The sequence below is a fragment of the Pantoea sp. NPDC088449 genome (assembly GCF_044753225.1).
GTDB lineage: Bacteria > Pseudomonadota > Gammaproteobacteria > Enterobacterales > Enterobacteriaceae > Pantoea > Pantoea floridensis.
Genome location: NZ_JBIVMT010000007.1, coordinates 113,143 through 130,393 on the forward strand (window position 1 = coordinate 113,143; position 17,251 = coordinate 130,393).

18 protein-coding genes are annotated in these 17,251 nt (G+C 48.1%); 15 read left to right on the forward strand and 3 right to left on the reverse strand.

Annotated features, from left to right (window positions below):
* Nucleotides 1-146 precede the first annotated feature (146 nt).
* The 4 genes from ACIP6T_RS22990 (at nt 147) to ACIP6T_RS23005 (ending at nt 3,691) form a co-directional block, all read left to right on the forward strand.
* Nucleotides 147-1,010 carry a YicC/YloC family endoribonuclease gene (locus ACIP6T_RS22990; protein WP_097095575.1) on the forward strand — a complete coding sequence of 288 codons (864 nt, stop codon included), beginning with the start codon at nt 147-149 and terminating at the stop codon, nt 1,008-1,010.
* Between the two features lie 169 nt (nt 1,011-1,179).
* Nucleotides 1,180-2,400 carry a tyrosine-type recombinase/integrase gene (locus ACIP6T_RS22995; RefSeq protein ID WP_400459256.1) on the forward strand — a complete coding sequence of 407 codons (1,221 nt, stop codon included), beginning with the start codon at nt 1,180-1,182 and terminating at the stop codon, nt 2,398-2,400.
* Nucleotides 2,400-3,110, forward strand: coding sequence for a hypothetical protein (locus ACIP6T_RS23000; protein WP_400459259.1), 711 nt, complete (start codon nt 2,400-2,402; stop codon nt 3,108-3,110). The genes ACIP6T_RS22995 and ACIP6T_RS23000 overlap by 1 nt, the downstream gene beginning before the upstream one ends.
* Nucleotides 3,111-3,484: 374 nt before the next feature.
* Nucleotides 3,485-3,691, forward strand: coding sequence for an AlpA family transcriptional regulator (locus tag ACIP6T_RS23005; RefSeq protein ID WP_096072318.1), 207 nt, complete (start codon nt 3,485-3,487; stop codon nt 3,689-3,691).
* A 31-nt stretch (nt 3,692-3,722) separates the two neighbouring features.
* Here ACIP6T_RS23005 and ACIP6T_RS23010 read toward each other — a convergent pair whose 3' ends face one another.
* Entirely contained in the window at nt 3,723-3,911 is a 189-nt protein-coding gene (locus tag ACIP6T_RS23010; RefSeq protein ID WP_060681334.1) for a hypothetical protein, read from the reverse strand.
* 135 nt (nt 3,912-4,046) lie between these two features.
* Between ACIP6T_RS23010 and ACIP6T_RS23015 the strand changes: the two genes are divergently transcribed.
* The 11 genes from ACIP6T_RS23015 to ACIP6T_RS23065 all read left to right on the forward strand — a co-directional run bounded on the left by ACIP6T_RS23015 (nt 4,047) and on the right by ACIP6T_RS23065 (nt 15,000).
* Entirely contained in the window at nt 4,047-4,226 is a 180-nt protein-coding gene (locus ACIP6T_RS23015) for a host cell division inhibitor Icd-like protein (protein ID WP_400459263.1), read from the forward strand.
* Nucleotides 4,219-4,575 (forward strand): hypothetical protein, encoded by a 357-nt coding sequence (locus ACIP6T_RS23020; RefSeq protein WP_400459266.1) that lies wholly within the window; start codon nt 4,219-4,221, stop codon nt 4,573-4,575. Before ACIP6T_RS23015 ends, ACIP6T_RS23020 begins: the two co-directional genes overlap by 8 nt.
* Before the next feature lie 28 nt (nt 4,576-4,603).
* Complete coding sequence (locus ACIP6T_RS23025) at nt 4,604-4,885, forward strand: hypothetical protein (protein WP_400459269.1); 282 nt, start codon at nt 4,604-4,606, stop codon at nt 4,883-4,885.
* Nucleotides 4,882-5,259 carry a DUF5375 family protein gene (locus tag ACIP6T_RS23030; protein WP_400459272.1) on the forward strand — a complete coding sequence of 126 codons (378 nt, stop codon included), beginning with the start codon at nt 4,882-4,884 and terminating at the stop codon, nt 5,257-5,259. Before ACIP6T_RS23025 ends, ACIP6T_RS23030 begins: the two co-directional genes overlap by 4 nt.
* A gap of 9 nt (nt 5,260-5,268) precedes the next feature.
* The gene (locus ACIP6T_RS23035) at nt 5,269-7,941 is read left to right on the forward strand and encodes a DUF927 domain-containing protein (RefSeq protein WP_400459275.1); all 2,673 of its coding nucleotides are present in this window, start codon (nt 5,269-5,271) and stop codon (nt 7,939-7,941) included.
* A 410-nt stretch (nt 7,942-8,351) separates the two neighbouring features.
* Nucleotides 8,352-9,188 (forward strand): hypothetical protein, encoded by an 837-nt coding sequence (locus ACIP6T_RS23040; RefSeq protein ID WP_400459278.1) that lies wholly within the window; start codon nt 8,352-8,354, stop codon nt 9,186-9,188.
* Nucleotides 9,188-9,463 (forward strand): ogr/Delta-like zinc finger family protein, encoded by a 276-nt coding sequence (locus tag ACIP6T_RS23045; RefSeq protein WP_400459281.1) that lies wholly within the window; start codon nt 9,188-9,190, stop codon nt 9,461-9,463. The genes ACIP6T_RS23040 and ACIP6T_RS23045 overlap by 1 nt, the downstream gene beginning before the upstream one ends.
* Before the next feature lie 390 nt (nt 9,464-9,853).
* On the forward strand, nt 9,854-10,414 hold the full coding sequence (locus ACIP6T_RS23050) for a hypothetical protein (protein ID WP_400459284.1): 561 nt from the start codon (nt 9,854-9,856) through the stop codon (nt 10,412-10,414).
* Between the two features lie 640 nt (nt 10,415-11,054).
* The gene (locus tag ACIP6T_RS23055; protein WP_400459287.1) at nt 11,055-12,272 is read left to right on the forward strand and encodes a hypothetical protein; all 1,218 of its coding nucleotides are present in this window, start codon (nt 11,055-11,057) and stop codon (nt 12,270-12,272) included.
* A complete protein-coding gene (locus tag ACIP6T_RS23060) occupies nt 12,262-14,049 on the forward strand; it encodes an ATP-binding protein (RefSeq protein ID WP_400459290.1) in 1,788 nt (595 codons plus the stop codon). The genes ACIP6T_RS23055 and ACIP6T_RS23060 overlap by 11 nt, the downstream gene beginning before the upstream one ends.
* Before the next feature lie 483 nt (nt 14,050-14,532).
* Complete coding sequence (locus ACIP6T_RS23065; RefSeq protein ID WP_400459293.1) at nt 14,533-15,000, forward strand: DUF943 family protein; 468 nt, start codon at nt 14,533-14,535, stop codon at nt 14,998-15,000.
* 286 nt (nt 15,001-15,286) lie between these two features.
* Here the strand turns inward: ACIP6T_RS23065 and ACIP6T_RS23070 are convergent, their stop codons facing one another.
* Nucleotides 15,287-15,802 carry a hypothetical protein gene (locus tag ACIP6T_RS23070; RefSeq protein WP_400459296.1) on the reverse strand — a complete coding sequence of 172 codons (516 nt, stop codon included), beginning with the start codon at nt 15,800-15,802 and terminating at the stop codon, nt 15,287-15,289.
* Nucleotides 15,799-16,650 (reverse strand): winged helix-turn-helix domain-containing protein, encoded by an 852-nt coding sequence (locus ACIP6T_RS23075; RefSeq protein ID WP_400459299.1) that lies wholly within the window; start codon nt 16,648-16,650, stop codon nt 15,799-15,801. Before ACIP6T_RS23075 ends, ACIP6T_RS23070 begins: the two co-directional genes overlap by 4 nt.
* Nucleotides 16,651-17,251: the final 601 nt, after the last annotated feature.

Consider the following 17,251-nt stretch of genomic DNA (forward strand, 5'->3'; position numbering starts at 1 on the left):
TCAAAAGTGAACGAGGGCTAAGCATAAAGGCGCGTTGCGAAAAGCGGTAATATTTTGTTATTCAAGCTTAAGTGCGCTTATGCCTGTTAGCCTCGAGCCGGCCTCGCTATACTTCACCCAACATTTCTGAAAATGAGAAGACGACTATGATCCGCAGTATGACCGCTTACGCCCGCCGCGAAGCCAAAGGCCACTGGGGCAGCGCCGCGTGGGAACTTCGTTCTGTTAACCAGCGCTATCTGGAAACCTACATCCGTCTGCCGGAACAATTTCGTGGTCTGGAGCCGGTAATCCGCGAGCGCATCCGCAACCGTTTGACGCGCGGTAAAATTGAGTGCTACCTGCGCTACGACGCCGATGCCAGCGCGCAAGGCGAATTACAGCTGAATGAATCGCTGGCCAAACAGCTGGTGCAGGCCGCCAACTGGGTAAAAATGCAAAGCGATGAGGGCGCGATCAACCCGCTGGATATTCTGCGCTGGCCTGGCGTAATGTCCGCGCAGGAGCAAGATCTGGATGCGATTAACGCCGAACTGCTGGTAGCGCTGGATGGCGCATTAGATGATTTTATCGAAGCGCGCGAAAGTGAAGGCACCGCGCTGAAAGCGATGATAGAACAGCGTCTGGAAGGCGTATCGCAAGAAGTCAGCAAAGTGCGCGCGCAGATGCCGGAAGTGATCAAATGGCAGCGCGAGCGCCTGGTGACCAAACTGGCAGAAGCCGAAGTACAGCTGGAAAATAATCGCCTGGAACAAGAGCTGGTGATGATGGCGCAGCGTATCGATGTGGCGGAAGAGCTGGATCGTCTGGATGCGCACGTTAAAGAGACCTACAACATCCTGAAGAAGAAAGAAGCCGTTGGCCGCCGCCTCGATTTCATGATGCAGGAGTTTAACCGTGAATCGAACACGCTGGCGTCGAAGTCTATCAACGCCGAGATCACCGCATCAGCGATTGAGTTGAAGGTGCTGATCGAACAGATGCGCGAGCAGATTCAGAATATTGAATAATATCTCATCCGTTTTCATATAATGTCACAAAACCAATAAAACCCGTGAGTTACGGGTTTTATTGTCTCACCAAGAATCATCACCTCTCGCAAAATATCTCGCCTTTGCTGTACCATATGTTGTACCAACTATCCCCTTAACCGTTATCGATTTGGTACAAGCAGGCAGAATGGGAAAGCTATCAGATATACAGATAAAAGCATGGCTCAGGTCTCAGGAACGCTTCGAGGGGCGATCTGACGGAAACGGACTGTATCTTTGCCACCGTAAGGAGTTCTCCATACCAAAATGGCGTTTTCGCTATAGCTATGGAGGTAAGGCGCGTGCAATGTGGATCGGTTCGTATGGGGATCTGTCCTTGGCAAAAGCGCGCGAAAGGGCCAGAGAGCTATCGGCAAGAGTAGCTTTAGGCTATGACGTCGCCGGAGAGAAGCAGGAGCGGAAAGCCTCAACCCTTGCCAGAATCGAGAAAGAGAGGAACACTCGTCGCGTTTCTGATTTGGCGCTTGAGTACTACGAAAAGCAAATAGTTGGACGATGGAAGCACCCCGATATTCTTCGTAGGCGCATTGAAAAAGATATTAACCCCCATATAGGGAGCATTAAACTAGAAGACGTTAAGCCTGGGGACATTGATATGATGTTGCAGAGCATCGTTCAGCGTGGTGCGCCCACTATCGCTAATGACGTGTTACGTTGGATAAAGCGTATATTTAATTATGGCATAAAACGTCACTATTTGAATGTTAATCCAGCTGCAGCCTTTGATAATAATGACGCAGGCGGCAAAGAAAAATCCAGAGATCGTTTTCTTTCAGAAGACGAGATTACATTACTTTTCCGTGCAATGAAGATGGCGAAAGGTTTTAGCCGACAGAATGAAATAACCTTTAAGTTACTTTTACTTCTTTGCTGTAGGAAAATGGAACTATGCTCAGCTAAATGGGATGATTTCAACCTTGAAGAAGGCGTATGGTATTTAAAAAATACTAAAAATGGCGATAATCTAGACATTCCTCTTCCTGAATTATCTTTGACTTGGCTGAATGAGCTAAAGCAACTCTCTTTAGGCAGCGAATGGGTTCTCCCTGCGAGAAAGATGCAAAACAGGATGATACCTCATATCGCAGAAAGCACCCTTCCTGTTGCTCTGGCAAAGCTTAAACCACATATGGAAGGAGTTGAAGGCTTTACTATCCACGACTTCAGGCGAACCGCCAGAACGCATTTGGCCTTTTTAGGTATCGATCCAGTGGTGGCAGAACGATGCCTTAACCATCGCATCAAAGGCGTTGAAGGCATCTATAACCGGCATAATTACTTTAATGAAAGGAAATTAGCGCTAAATAAAATGGCTGATTTTCTGGCTAAAATAGAGGCGGCAGTATAATGCATTTAAGTTTCTCAAAAGGTAGTTCAATTGAAAGGCTAATCCACTACCCCCAAATTGAAATAAAGGAATTGGCAAGGGCATTAGCCAATGTTGACCCTAACCTTAGAAACGATGAATTACCGAAAGATAAAACTAGTATCATCGGTGATTACTGCGTATATCTTATTAGAGTTAACAGAAATTTACACGCTATCCTTAAATCACAAGGAAAGCAAAAGGAACTAGATCTACTCTACCCTAAAGCAATCGCGACTAATAGCCCTATAGAGGCAAACATCCTTTTCTCATCTTGTTTCATTCTTCTTGAAAAAGATGTAACTCCTGATTTTCTGATAGAAAGATGCACCCAATCCTTGAGTCATATATATAAGAAATATGGTGAGTCACTCATTTATCAGTGTGGAGGTGAAAAGGCACTTCTAATCGCTAAAGAAAATGCTCAGGACAAGCGTGGTGCCCATAAGAAAAATGAGGAAAATGCATCTCTTCATAAAATTATAGGTTTACTCGCGATCAATCTTGCTATGGAGAAATCAGCCAGTGGATCGACCAAGTGGATTAACAATGCTGGTTCTCCAAGCATCGAACCCTTGCACAGATTGTTGAGCGATTATGCGAAATCTAATGGCATAAGCCAAAAAGGGATCGGTAAATCTTCTTTTTACGACAAGTTGAGAACGTCTCTGAACTCACTTTATGATGAGTAATAGCGTTTTGTTGCTTGCTTTTAAGATGCATTGTCATCTCATCGGTACCGAAATGTGCCAAACAATGCCTAGGCATTACCTTCGATTGCCATTTAGTTGCCAATGTTGGCCAATAGTGTCGAACCTAAGAGTTTATAAAGGGTAATGAAGGGCAATGAAGGTTAATACAAATCCCTTTAAGATAAGTTGCTTATAAATCATAAATTTGGAATCCCTAATCTTCCCTCTCCAACAGCAATGAATCGATGGAATTCTTTTTTTTAAATGGAATTTTCTTCTTCTTGATGGAATTCCATTTTCAGTGGAATTCATCAATGTGTCTCCATTAATCTCATCCCACACCACTTGTACTCACTGAGATAGGAGATCCTAACTTGAAGCACACACCTTACGGAATCATCCCTGAAACTGGATTTATAAGACAAAAACAGTTGATGCATTGCCTGCCGTTTTCGTCAGCAACGCTATGGCGACGGGTTGCATCCGGATCATTTCCGAAGCCAGTAAAAATTTCCGCTCGTATTACTGCCTGGCGCGCTGAGGAGGTAAAAGAGTGGATAGGGCAGCAGCGCGCACATTGATAAATATGCGGCGTCGAGTCACCGCGAAAAATCATCCTTTGGGTTCAATGCCACGGCGCTTAAGTTCTTCTCTTGCAACCTCCTTGAACCAGTTGCCGAGGGTAGTTTGGTCTTTGGCTGCTTCAAGATCGAGTTGCTCTCTTAGCTCTGGATTGATGCGGATTTGGAAGGTGGGCGATTTGCCACCGGTTTTAGGAGTGCGGTCTTTAACTCTTGACATTGTACGTACCTTTTACTTTAATAAGAACTATAAGGTACGTACCTTATACAACAAGACACTTGAAAACAAGCGGCTCTGCAAGGTACTCGCAATACCTCGCAAAGCCTGACCATAAATGAACTTGGGAGTACCCCTATGGCTGCATCAAAGTCTACCTGGATATTTGCGGCAATCAACCGTTCTCAGCTGTCCTGTCGCCCCGTCATGCTGCGTGTTACCGCCAGTGACGAATACAGCGCGCGACGCCGTCTGGCGGCTGACTACATCCTGTTATTTGCGGGCCGTCTGCCGTGCCGTGGAGGTGTTAATGCGTGAATATCCGCAGCGCGGCGAAATCTGGCAGCACAGTCAGGGCTGGACGGTCACCGTCATCCGCTTCACCTCCCTGCCCGTGTCTGCGTTTACGGCCACGCCTGAATTCAGTCAGGAAGTGCTCTATCGCTATGACAGCGACGGTCAGGTGACATCGGCTCCGCTGGCGTGGTTTGAAGAAAGCTACACGCGAGTCAGCGAACCACCACGACGCATTGCTGAAATTGCCGGTGGTCAGGGCGGCTTCAGCCCGCTTGCCCTGCACCCGTCCGTGCAGTTTGAGCGCTGGCGCGAGCGGGTTGTACAGCAGCCCGCCGAACCGGACGCCAGCCACTACTCAAACTACCTCTGACACACAGCCAGCTTTAACGGAGTAAACCATGACAGTTTCAATCGGGCACAACGGTGCTCAGGGCATCCCCATGTCTGAAAACGGTAATTTTGCCGCCTTTGCCTACGGCCTGCCGGAAGACGCATTTGAAAAACTGACCCGCGCTAAGGAAGCCTGCGACCTGCTCCAGCTCCTGTTTTCCGAACATCCCTGCTCGGGTTCATTCACCACGCACAGCGTGCCCGGCGTTGCCGCGCTGATGGAGTACCTGCGCGCCGACCTGAACGACGTCACGCGCTGCTGCGCACTGATTGAGGAGGTCCGCGCATGAAGAAGCCACAGGTATCCGTATTTCCGCCGGAGCTGACCACGGCGCTTTACCGTCGCGCCATCGCCTCCGCATGGCGGGCTAAGCATCTGGCCGACACCGGCAGCGAAATGCGCGGCCCGCACCGCATGACGGTGGAACGCATTGAGATGGCCATCGCGCTGCACGTTGAGAGCGCGATGGTGAATGAGTACGGCGAAGCGCGGGGCGCGGCTGCGGCGCTGGCGTTGCTTACCGACATGGTGGAGCCGACACTGCTGACCGCGCCGCCGGCACTGACTAAGCGCGGTTGCGAGGTCATGGCCGAACTGTACCGCACGCTTCCGGCGGCCTTTGAAAAGTTCTGCGACACCGGCGCGTCGCTTTACCGACATTAAGGAGGGGTTATGACAGTACAGTCAGTATCAGACATCACTGCCGCTGCGCGCGGCCGCTGGCCGGTCATTCTTCAGATGCTCGGCGTGAACGTGCCCGACGGCGGCAGGCACGGCCCCTGCCCTAAATGTGAAGGTAAAGACCGTTTCCGTCTGGATGACATTGAGGGCCGGGGTACGTGGATTTGCAGCCACTGCGGCCACGGTGACGGCCTTGACCTGGTGAAGCTGGTGACGGGCAAAGGCGTAAAGCAGGCCGCGCAGGAGGTGGCGCAGGTGCTGGACGTTCGTGACGTGCAGGATATACCGGTTAAGCCTGCCAGAGAAAAAGCCCCTAAACGCGATATGGCCGCCGCCGTCGGCGCGCTGGTGAAAGCCAGCCACAGCGGTGAAAGTGCCTACCTCGCGGCCAAAGGTTTTGCCGGTTATCCGGCCTGCCTCACCGGGAGCACGCAGCGCATCAGCGGCACGGCCTTTCCGGCGGGTTCCCTGCTGCTGCCGCTGACCACATCAGACGGGGCGGTGACCGGCACGCAGCTGATTGCCCCCACGGGTGAAAAGAGCCTGCTGCCCGGCAGCACCATGAAGGGCGCATTTGTGGCGCTCAGCCCGCTGCCGCCTGAGCCGCCGGTGCAGCTGGTCATCACCGAAGGCTACGCCACCGCCCTGACGGTGAGCCAGCTGACCGCCGGGTGCGTCGTGGCCGCCATCTCGGCGGGGAACCTGCCGAACGTGGCGCAGGCGCTGCGGGCGCGCTGGCCGGAGGTGAAAATTGTCATCGCCGGTGACAACGACTTTCAGGATGCGGGTGAGAACCCCGGCAAAGCGTTTGCGGAGAAGGCAGCAAAAGCCGTCGGTGGCTGGGTGAGCCTGCCGCCGGGCGAAATCAAAGCCGACTGGAACGACTTTCACCGGGAGCACGGCGTGACCCGCGCCCGTGAAGCGTTCCGTAACGGTCTGGTGCTGTGCGGTGAGGGCCGCACGCAGCTGCCGCACGGGTTCCGGCTGACGCAGGAGTATCTCTGGTACGAAAAGCAGGTGCAGCGTAATGGCGAAACGGAAATCCAGAACGTCAAAATCTGCAACCCGCTGCGCGTCACGGCCATCACCTGCGACGCCGACGGCGGCAACTTTGGCCGCCTGCTGGAGTGGGAGGACACCTGGGGGGAACGTCGCCGGTGGGCCATGCCGATGGAGATGCTGAGCGGCAGCGGCGAGGAGCTGCGCCGCGTGCTGCTGGTCAACGGCCTGTCTTACATCAGCACCACCGGCGAGGCCCGCGCGCGCCTGATGGAATACATCTCGCTGTGCAAGCCGGAGCGCCGCGTGACCTGCGTGAGCCGCACCGGCTGGCACGGTCAGGTTTACGTCCTTCAGGACGAAGTGAGCGGCGACGGTGCAGACGGCGTCATTCTCCAGACCACCTCCGTGCAGGGACGGGACTTCCGCGTGTCAGGCTCCGTTGATGAGTGGCGCGAGCACGTTTCCCGCTTCTGCACCGGTAACTCACGCGTGGCGTTCGCGGTCAGCCTCGCCTTTGCCGCCCCGCTGCTGCGGCTGGTCGGCATGGACGGCGGCGGCTATCACCTCAAGGGGGAATCCACGGACGGCAAGACCACCACCATGAAAGCGGCCACCTCCGTGTGCGGCGGGCCGGACTACTGGCAGACGTGGCGCGCCACCGGCAACGCGCTCGAGGGCTGCGCCAGCCGCCGCAACGACGCGGCCATGATGCTCGACGAAATCCGCGAGGTAGACGGGCGCGAAGCGGGCAACATCGCCTACATGCTGGCAAACGGTCAGGGTAAGGGCCGTGCCGGTACGGACGGCGAGCTACGCACCCGCAAGCAGTGGCGCCTGCTGTTCTTCTCCACCGGAGAGCTGTCGCTGACCGAGCACGCCGCGAAGGCCGGTGAGCGGACCTTTGCCGGGATGGAGGTGAGGATGATCCAGATACCCAGCGATTCCGGGAAGTTTGGCGTGTTTGAGGAGCTGCACGGCTTTGAGAGCGGCAAGGCGCTGGCCGAGCATCTGGAATGGGCCACGGCCAGCTACTACGGCGCGCCGTTCCGCGAGTGGCTGAAGGCGCTGACCGCAGACCTGAACGGGCTGACGGCGCAGGCTAAAACGCTGCTGAAGGAGTACACCGCCGCCCTGACCCCGCAGGACGCGGGCAATCAGGTGGGCCGCGCGGTTAATCGTTTTGCCCTGGTGGCAATGGCCGGAGAGCTGGCGACCCGCCTTGGCATCACCGGCTGGCAGGAAGGTGAAGCGCTGCGGGCAACCCGCGTTTGTCTGAATGCCTGGCTGAAAGACCGCGGGCATACCGCCAACCAGGAAGACATTGCCGCGCTGGAGCAGGTGCGCAGCTTCTTTACCGCGAACCAGTACAGCCGCTTTGCCGACTGGCACGACGAGCGCAATCGTCCCGGCAACATGGTGGGCTGGCGAAGAGTGGATAAGGGCAACACAGCGCAGGGCACCGAGGCGGTGACGACGTTCTACGTCATGCCGTCCGGGTGGAAGGAAATCTGCAGGGGGTTTGACCCGCGCAAGGTGGCGCGCCTCTGCGCGGACCGGGGTTATCTGCAGGCCTCTGCCGACGGCAAGCTACAGACCAGCATCCGCCCGCCAGAGATGAACGTGCGCAGGCTCTACGTTTTTAACAGCGAGGTGCCGGGCTGACGTTAAGGGCTTTGCGTGAGTCTTATTTTTAAAGGGTAACAGGTGTAACTGGTGTAACAGCGGCATCCGGTAAGGGCTGAGGCTGTTACACCTGACAAAAAGGTGAGGTGTAACGGGTGTAACAGTGCCCGCCTCCTGCTGTTACACCCTGTTACCCACCGTGTTACACCGTAGAATTTATGAAAAAGCCATTTAATTCAGTGATGTAACACCTGTTACCCGTGTTACACCGGAAAAAGAAGGATAGCGGCTATAGCGACATAAAGCCTCTTTTTCTGGCAGGCCGGTTATCAGACGCAGCGGTAATGCCGCCCGGCGTTGTACCAGCCACCACACACAGCCCGCAGATGGATACACTGTGCCACCGACGGCACAATTGACTCAACTAAATGAACCCGTACGGAGCCACTATGAATGCACTGAATACCCCTAAACGAAAAAACGAAGAAGAAAACATCATCAAGACCGTTACCGCCGGGGCAGAAGTAAGCCTGAACGGCAGTCTTAAGGATCATCGGCAGGCCGTTGAGCCTGAGTTAAACGACCTGCGCAGCAACCGTAAGAAATGGCAGGCGGCCCGCGAGGCGCAGGACAAAGCCGAAAAAATTATCCGCACCATCCATCTGCGGCGTGAAGAAACGCAGGCGCAGGCCAAAGAGATGACGGAAAAATTTCACGCTCTGTTTGAAGAAACCAATGGGGAATTAACGGCAGCGCTGAAAAAGGTACGCAGCGAAGGCATGCTCGCGAAAGACACTGTCATTGAGTACGACGCACTGCTGACACGGCGTGAGGATGAGTTTACCACTGTGCCATGGGCAACCGGTCGCGCCGCACACGACTACATTCAGACTCACAAGGCTGTACTGAAAAAACACGCGCACCAGACGTTCCGCCGCTTTCTGGATAATCATGGCCCGGAGCTGTTTCAGGCGCTGGCCCTGGTCCGTCTCGCCTGCAGAAATGATGAGGCAGGTATGCCAGATAACAGCACCGGCGTGTACAGCGGTATCAACGATGCTGAAAGCGAGTTTCGCCGCTTTCTTGATGCATCGATTATCGCGCCTGCAAAATCTGCACGTCCTGAAGTCGGTGATGATGAGGTGCTGAAGGAAACAGGTGTTTATCCTGAGCCTGAAGCTCAGGCAGATGCCCGTCTGCGCCCGAGTCCAATGGATGCTCACAACCACTACGTGCGCAAGCAGGAAGAAGCAAAAAAAGCAGCACAGCAGAAGGGAAGGAACTGATGGCAATGAAATGTCCTGAGTGTGGCATGACTGCACACACCCGCACCAGTGAGTACCAGACGGGCACGCTGAAAAAGACCTGGTATCAGTGCCGTAATATTGACTGCTCCTGCACGTTCACAACAATGGAGAGCCTGGACACAATAATTATGAAGCCGCAGAAGGTTGCAGAAGAACCTGAACCAGTGCAGGCAGTTCAACAGCGTCTGCCGCAGACCCTTAATCGCTATGGCTCGGCCAGCAGGCTTTCGAACCGCCAGAAAGCCCCCGTCTGAGGTTCACAAGCGACATCTCCCCGGCCATCGCGCCGGGTTTTTTAGATCTCTTTTCCATGGTGGGTATTAAATTCACTTGACTACCCGTTTGCATTTTACTTGACCTTTGCCAACAAAATGCAACTAGGTTGACAGGCAGCTTAGAGCGAGAAGCGGACATTGCTAACAGCGTTCTGTTTGAATCAACGAGGAGCAGGTCAGCGCCTACAGCTATGCAGCTTAACTCGAAACATTAATTATTGTAGTTTTTGCAGCTTCCGTTAATACCACATACAGTGGATGCGGAGGAGCCGGACGGGCCAACATCAGTTCAGAACGCGCAGTTTTCCCTGCTGCGCTTTAATGATGCCACCAACCGCGCTAAATTTAACATTTTATGGGGGGAAGCATATGGACCAAGAAAGTTTGAAGAAGCTCACTGAAGAGTATCAATCGAAATATGATAAACACCTAACTCCTGAACTCGACATGACGTCATTAGTATTAAAGGCCCACCTTTTTTTGGAAGAGATTTTGTACGAAATTGTTTTGCTTCACTGTAAAGCTCCTAAAGCTTTAGAGGGTATTCAATTCTCATTTCATCACAAATTGAAATTAGCAGAAGCGCTTTACGGAGTTCATATGTATAAGATAGAGTTCCCTAGGGGTGTGTGGCCTGTACTTGATGCGCTAAACAAACTCAGAAATGAGTTGGCTCATAGAATAGATAGTCCAAAGCTTGAAGATAAGATTATTAATTTCTTAAGAGCATCAGAAGAAAACATGATGAAAGAAAAATCATCACGGCATTTTAATGAAATATTAAGCGACCCTAAGCTTTTAACGGAAAGAATGCTCAACGTATTATTATATGTGCTTGGATGGCTTGGTTACATGCATGGTATAATATACTTAAATCCGCCCGAAGAGTTTTTAGCACCTTTATTTCCAAAGGTTAATAAAAAAAGTTAGTTTTTCCCACAGTCCACTTTTGGCACACAGCTGTCGGTCACACAATGCCATGTCTACCCACTCAGCATCAGTGACGATTTTTAGGTTGCGAAGGTCAAGTAAAGTGCAAACGAGTAGTTAAGTCACATGCAACTACGCACCTGGCTGGCGTTCCTCTGCATAAGTGCATGACTATGCTGCATGAAAACGCATGAATAATTGCACCTTGAATTTACCTGATCAGCCCAGCAGCGGCGCGGCCTGAAGTCAGTCATGCAGCCGCATGAAAACCACTCGATTAAGCGGGCAGGCGTGGCGGGGGTACGAGCGCGCGCAATGACTTCAACCTAAGATCAGCCACTTGTTCATGCGGACTTTTCGGGTCTGTTAAGCCAGAATACAGAGGAAAAAAGGATTGACTTTTTCCAAACTAAATAATTATTGTTTTCCATGAAACACTAAAGATTTTCTGAATGATTACGATTATAACTAGCAGGGCTTTTAGCTTAAAGTTAGGGCGCTACCTACACGGCCATGCGTGGAGATGATCGTAATGCTATGTGATAACAGCTCACAAAGTTGATAAGTATGGTGGGGTTGTAATCATTACTAGCATATGTACATGCTCAAATTATGATTTCAAAAACTCAAAGGATGGTAAATGATGTCCAGAACAGCAGAGGACACAATCAAAGGGTTTGTCTATCAATTTCACAAAACAGCAAAGCAAATTCTTGTATCTGATATGGATGCTGAAATAGCCCTCGAAGGTGCTATTGAAGACATTGATATAAAGGATGTGAAAGGGGAGATAACGGCAATACAATGTAAGTACCATGAATCGCAAGAAAAATTCATCCCGAGCCTGATTTACAAAGCCATTTTGCAAATGGCTATGAATTTCATCAATAACCCTAATTTAAAAATTAATTTTATACTTTTTATCCACACTCCAGACTACAAAACCCAAACAAGCAGGAAACTTACTCAACAAGAATTTGATTCGGCTTTAGGCAGCACTCAAGAGAGTATAAAAAAGATTGCCGAGAAGATACCTTCAACATTCCCAAAAGCCAACTTCATTTCTAGTGTCGACATTGAGTTTGCACCACATTTTGACGAACTATCTGAACAAGTAAAAGAAGAATTGGGAAAGATTGGAATTAACAATTCTGATATCAATACAATCCTTTATCCTAATATAATAAACCACATAGCTTTAATTTCCACCCAAAAAGATCCATCCTTGAGAAATACCACTAAGAAAGAAGTAATTGACTTCTTAAAAAAAACTAACGACATAGCTATATCTAAGTGGACTTTATTTCTAAAAAGCAGAGACATGATACTTAAAGCAAAAAGAACACAACTACTGGAAGGCTTGAAACTAAACACGAGAACGAGGTGTTTCTATTTTAAAGAAAGAAAAATAGAAAACATCAATGATGAAATTGTAATTTTCATTAAAAATTACCTTGATAAATATCACTTTAAAGCCTTACATACAAAAACACCAACATTTGCTCTAGAATGTGATTATTCAACTCTTTGTGAAATTCAATACCGACTACACCAGAAAAAAATCACAGCAAACACTGGATACATCGGTAATAGATTTGAAGAGGCCAACTTTAACAGGGAACCCTTAACAATTAATACATCGAAATCCAAAACGGATAGAGAATTTCATGTTCGGCTACTGATGGCACCAAACGATATAACAGCTATTAACGTTAGAAAAAATGATGATATCTTCTTGATTTCTGATAATACACCTGAAGAAATAGACACTCAAGATGTACAAGTTTTTCTATCAGGTGTCGAGTCAAGAGAAGAATTAGAATATATACTCAGCATAAGGAATACCCATGAAAAATAGAATTGGCATTGTCATTTCAAGTTCTCCTGGTAGTGTGATAGTAGAAATAAATGGGCTAACTGAATTTGAAGAAAACAAGAAAAATTTGCAAATAGGAAAATACATATGCATATCTGATGGAAATCATGACTATGCAATATGCACTATAAGGAATATTAGTAGTACCAAAACTGACTTAGCAGGTAAAGATTGGGTATTTACGCTTGAGACCAGCCCTGTTGGAGCGTTAGTCAAAACTTCAGATGAAACCATATTTAAAAAAGGAAGTCCCGTCTTACCAGTACCATCTGAAGAGGCATTTATAATGGACAAGGAGGACTTTGATCTAATATTCAGAAAAAGTGAAAAACATAATTTTTTCATGGGCCATTTATCTGGCAACAAAGAAATTGAGGTTCATCTAGATGGAGATGGATTTTTTAGCAAACACATTGGTGTTGTTGGTTCAACAGGTTCAGGAAAGTCGTGCGTTGTAACGACCTTACTACAAAGGGCCGTTGGTATTAAAGATAACAATTATGAGCTATTTCAAAAACAGAACAATACTCATATTGTTATGTTTGACTTACACTCTGAGTATAAAGCTGCATTTTCAATTCCTGAAGGTAAAAACAATTTCACTCTAAACAACCTTAGCATTGAAAATTTATGCCTTCCATATTGGATATTAAATTCTGAGGAATTGGAAAGCCTTTTAATAGAGTCTTCCGAGAACAACAGTCATAATCAGATCGCCATATTCAAAAGAGCGATCACTCAAAACAAAAAAAAATACAACAGCCATTTAAACGATGTTAATTATGACACGCCATGTTACTTCTCAATGTCCGAGGTTGTCACGTTTATCGACAATGTAGACAGAGAAATCATTGGGAAAATGGACGGTGAGGGAAAACCTAAAAAGAAAGATGGAAGTTTAATTGAGGATATAGAGAAAGAGTATTTTGATTCAAGAGTTGAATTCATACAGCAATCAAACACTAAAGAATCAAAAGCATCTAATGGACCTTTCAACGGCGAATTTACACGATTTGTGTCACGCCTTGAAACAAAAATGAGAGATGAAAGACTCTCTTTCATATTAAAACCTCAAAAATTTAATGAAACAAATGCTGACTCCTCAAATTTTTTAGAAATAATAAAACAATTCATAGGTTATTCAAACAAATCTAACATTTCAATAATTGATGTAAGTGGAGTTCCATTTGAAGTGCTAAGTGTAACCATTAGTTTGATATCAAGGATAATTTTTGACTTTTGTTTTCATTATTCTAAAACGCGACACTCAATTGGCGAGAAAAATGACATCCCAGTACTTTTGGTTTGTGAAGAAGCACACAACTATGTACCTGCATCTGATTATGCAGCGTATCGTGCTTCTAGAAAATCAATTGAGCGCATTGCAAAAGAAGGTAGGAAGTATGGTTTAAGCTTGATGGTAATCAGCCAACGCCCATCCGAAGTATCACCAACCATATTCTCCCAATGTAATAACTTTGTTGCTTTAAGGCTAACTAACAAAACTGATCAAAATTATATTAAAGGGTTATTGCCCGAAAACACCAACTCCATATCAGATTTTCTGCCAAGCCTAACATCTGGTGAAGCTCTCGTTGTCGGAGACGCTGTACTCATGCCCTCGATAGTACAGCTGGAAAAGCCGTTACCAGAGCCACAATCTGCAAGTGTAGAAGTCTTCAAAGAATGGTCTTCGGAGTGGAAAGAGCCTTCATTCGATAAAGTCATTTCAAAATGGCTCAAACTTTCGACACAGTGAGCTTTACATGTACCAAATACAGTACCAAACATGCTTTAAAAGGAAAAAAATCAATTAAATTACATTAAAATCAATAATGTAATAATTTTAAGTTGAAGCAGATTCAGAATATTGAGTAACACTGCCGTGGCATGAATTAGCCGAAAGTTAAAAAGCTCGCTCAGCGCGGGCTTTTTTTATTTGCACGCTATCCAGGATGTTAAGAGCAAATCAGGCATCCTGAAAATGTTTCACTGTGACTCCTTACTCAAAATCGACCAAACGAGGGCGAACAGAAAGTAAGCACCCTATATACTTCTGCTCGTCCCTACGCATGAATTGCACTGGAGACCATATAGGACGATTGAATACACAAGGAGTGTAAAGCGATGGCCGCACTGCAATTTCCCTGCACAATACTTACCACGCAAAAACAAATGGACGATTACGGCGCCTGCGATATGTCCGGCCCTTACCGGTATATTGAGATTACTGGAGCCCGTTATGAAAGCCAGTAAAAAAAGGCTTCTATGGGTACTGATACTGCTTCCAGCTATTCTGACATCTTATGTCTTCTGGCTATCTCAGCGCTCGGTAGAAATTGTTGGCGTCCATCAGAATGGTAACCACAGCTATATTTTAGTAAAGAACTTTCCCTTTAGTGATCGAGGGAAGATAAGCTGGTGGTTAGAAAATAAAGATATGCTTAGAGTTAAGTATAAGATACCCAAGCCTGCAACATATGGATCTTACACTATTATTTTCTGGTTATTTGGTGAGGGCTATAAAGAAGAAGGTAAATATGACAGGCTCTGTTTTAATGATATGCCCCCGCCGAAAAACTGCATAGAGAAGGAAGCCATTTTTGCGGTAGAAAAAAGCACAAATTTTGGGACAGTTTTCACCGTCTATAATGGTGGCGACTATCGATTAAACAATAACGGAACGGTCGTTGAAGTTCACCGTAAATAAAAGTGATTTTTCGGTATTGATTGAATGCAACGCAGCCAACGCGCTGTGTTGCTTTATCCAGGCCCAACGGCCTAATGTCGCTCAAATAAGCATATATTCCGTAGCGGCGCGATTTATCGCGCAATAAATTATGTTTATATGCAGGTGCGCATGAATGCGCACCCTACGAAAAACCAGCTAGATAGATGTAGGGGAGCCATTCATGGCGACCGATTAACCTCAACTGACAAGCATTGCGCAATAAATTGCGCCGCTACAGTTCCTGCGCGCTATATCTGACAGGTTCTCACTTATCCAACGTAGAGCACATGGCACGCGGGAACTGGCTGCTCCCTGCGGCATAACCCCCGCGATTGATTTTAACGATCATGCCAAACGAGGTGTGACCCACTTTGAAGCCGGGATAGACATATTTTTCCGCGTCGGCATCGCTGATTTCATCCCCCTGAATACGGCTCGAAGTGAGAGTGGTGGATTTGAGCATGCCCGGTAACAGTTGATATGAGAACTCCATGGCGCGATGAATGGATTGCTTCTTCAACACCTTACCTTGTCCATCCAGGTGAAAAAGGTGCCCAACATACGTTCCCACGCCATTTCCGCTCTGATAATACGTTAGCTGCATGCTGCCTTCAGAAGCCACCGCTGATTCGCCCGTTGCACTGATGTATTTAAAGCCAAAGCGTGATTCGCAATGATACGGATAGCTGATCACCGAAAGAGTGTAAACCCGTTCTACAATCCACGGCGCAAGCGCGATAAAAAGGGTAATCCCCAGCAGCCAGACTCGCTTATGCATCATGTTCCTTCCTGGATAGAGGTGTAAGCTTCACAACCCTTCGCGTGCTGCTGTATCTCCTCGCGACAGAGAAAATAGCTAAAAACATCAGGGTTGTAGGAGCCGTTGATATAGATGAAATGCACCTCGCCCTCGAGTATGCGATGAAACCACTCATCACTCTCTAGCTGCTTAAGGGCATTCGCAAGATAGTCATTTTGCGTATCGATACTCTGGTTATAGAAGACCTGCAGCTGGTTAAAACGCGTCACCAGCGGCAGATAATGCACGGTGTGATATTGGGTGAAAATCTGCTGTACGGTGCTTTTATTGACGACCCAGAACAGGGAAAAACTGGCAAGCACGACAATGGCTGATAGCAAAGCAAGGCGCATGCGCCCCATCAGACGCGATGTTGGCTGGCGGGAAGGCGCCGCACGATAGCGTACCTGGCGTGATGATTTTGCCATGTCATGAGTTTCGTCCTCCTCGGCCATGGCGCTGATTTCTGACAAATCTGTCGAAGTCGTGACTCCCGCGCATTCAATGCTGAACATGCGCGAGATCTTATAGCCCAGCCGCGGAACCGTCATGATCAACTCGCCGTTCAGCTCCAGCTCTTTCAGCACTTTGCGCAGTTGGGTCACCGCCTGATTTAAGCTGTTTTCACTGACAATGTGTCCCATTGCGCCCCATCCGGCATAAATTAACTGCTCGCGACTCACGGGCTCACCCGCTGATTCAATTAATGCTACCAGGCAGCGTGCCGCTGCTGCGCTGATGGGGATGTTAGGCTGCGCGCTACCTAAGCCCGCTAACGACGGCATATCCGTATTAAAGGCAACCTTGCTTTCAATGATGTAAACAGACATCTCGATTTCCCGTGAAAATACCGCCACTCATAAATAAATGCCGCTATGAAAGCGATACATAGCGATTCATAACGCTCAGCTAACCTATTGAAAACGATCCTTTTTCAACAAAAATCAGCACTCTTTTTTACCCTTCACCCCCGTTACGCTTAAACAGGCGCTGCGTCTTTTATTAATCATTATTAATTAGCGATGAAGCGGATGAAAACTTATGCAAAATAATGACTGATTTGGATGAATGATAATATTGAAAGCCAAAAAGCGGCTTATTCGAGACTGTTCTTAAATTTTTGTCATTAAGAAATTCAAGGTCGCCACCTTCCTTAGCAAATAATAAACAAACCATTAACCCGGTTTATATGAAACCCTTTATAGCACAATGAGTTAACTTCTTTTCACCGCTTCACAGGCGCATTTTTGACAGCCTGATACCGCTTATTGATAATCGGCCCAACTTCAGCAGGCCGTTATACGTTGCTTAGCGAAGGGTTAAAAAACATCAATGCAATATTGGCTTAAGTCAGTTATCAGGAGCACGCCTTTAACTATTCCATACAGCTTTGCATTGAACATATCCGCGTTAATTCGCGTACATATAGGA

What these genes read in the sequence shown, in the direction of transcription:
- ACIP6T_RS22990 (WP_097095575.1), top strand. Translation starts at nt 147, where the DNA reads ATGATCCGCAGTATGACCGCTTACGCCCGCCGCGAAGCCAAAGGCCAC.
- ACIP6T_RS22995 (WP_400459256.1), top strand. Translation starts at nt 1,180, where the DNA reads ATGGGAAAGCTATCAGATATACAGATAAAAGCATGGCTCAGGTCTCAG.
- ACIP6T_RS23000 (WP_400459259.1), top strand. Translation starts at nt 2,400, where the DNA reads ATGCATTTAAGTTTCTCAAAAGGTAGTTCAATTGAAAGGCTAATCCAC.
- ACIP6T_RS23010 (WP_060681334.1), bottom strand. Translation starts at nt 3,911, where the DNA reads ATGTCAAGAGTTAAAGACCGCACTCCTAAAACCGGTGGCAAATCGCCC.
- ACIP6T_RS23015 (WP_400459263.1), top strand. Translation starts at nt 4,047, where the DNA reads ATGGCTGCATCAAAGTCTACCTGGATATTTGCGGCAATCAACCGTTCT.
- ACIP6T_RS23020 (WP_400459266.1), top strand. Translation starts at nt 4,219, where the DNA reads ATGCGTGAATATCCGCAGCGCGGCGAAATCTGGCAGCACAGTCAGGGC.
- ACIP6T_RS23025 (WP_400459269.1), top strand. Translation starts at nt 4,604, where the DNA reads ATGACAGTTTCAATCGGGCACAACGGTGCTCAGGGCATCCCCATGTCT.
- ACIP6T_RS23030 (WP_400459272.1), top strand. Translation starts at nt 4,882, where the DNA reads ATGAAGAAGCCACAGGTATCCGTATTTCCGCCGGAGCTGACCACGGCG.
- ACIP6T_RS23035 (WP_400459275.1), top strand. Translation starts at nt 5,269, where the DNA reads ATGACAGTACAGTCAGTATCAGACATCACTGCCGCTGCGCGCGGCCGC.
- ACIP6T_RS23040 (WP_400459278.1), top strand. Translation starts at nt 8,352, where the DNA reads ATGAATGCACTGAATACCCCTAAACGAAAAAACGAAGAAGAAAACATC.
- ACIP6T_RS23045 (WP_400459281.1), top strand. Translation starts at nt 9,188, where the DNA reads ATGGCAATGAAATGTCCTGAGTGTGGCATGACTGCACACACCCGCACC.
- ACIP6T_RS23050 (WP_400459284.1), top strand. Translation starts at nt 9,854, where the DNA reads ATGGACCAAGAAAGTTTGAAGAAGCTCACTGAAGAGTATCAATCGAAA.
- ACIP6T_RS23055 (WP_400459287.1), top strand. Translation starts at nt 11,055, where the DNA reads ATGATGTCCAGAACAGCAGAGGACACAATCAAAGGGTTTGTCTATCAA.
- ACIP6T_RS23060 (WP_400459290.1), top strand. Translation starts at nt 12,262, where the DNA reads ATGAAAAATAGAATTGGCATTGTCATTTCAAGTTCTCCTGGTAGTGTG.
- ACIP6T_RS23065 (WP_400459293.1), top strand. Translation starts at nt 14,533, where the DNA reads ATGAAAGCCAGTAAAAAAAGGCTTCTATGGGTACTGATACTGCTTCCA.
- ACIP6T_RS23070 (WP_400459296.1), bottom strand. Translation starts at nt 15,802, where the DNA reads ATGATGCATAAGCGAGTCTGGCTGCTGGGGATTACCCTTTTTATCGCG.
- ACIP6T_RS23075 (WP_400459299.1), bottom strand. Translation starts at nt 16,650, where the DNA reads ATGTCTGTTTACATCATTGAAAGCAAGGTTGCCTTTAATACGGATATG.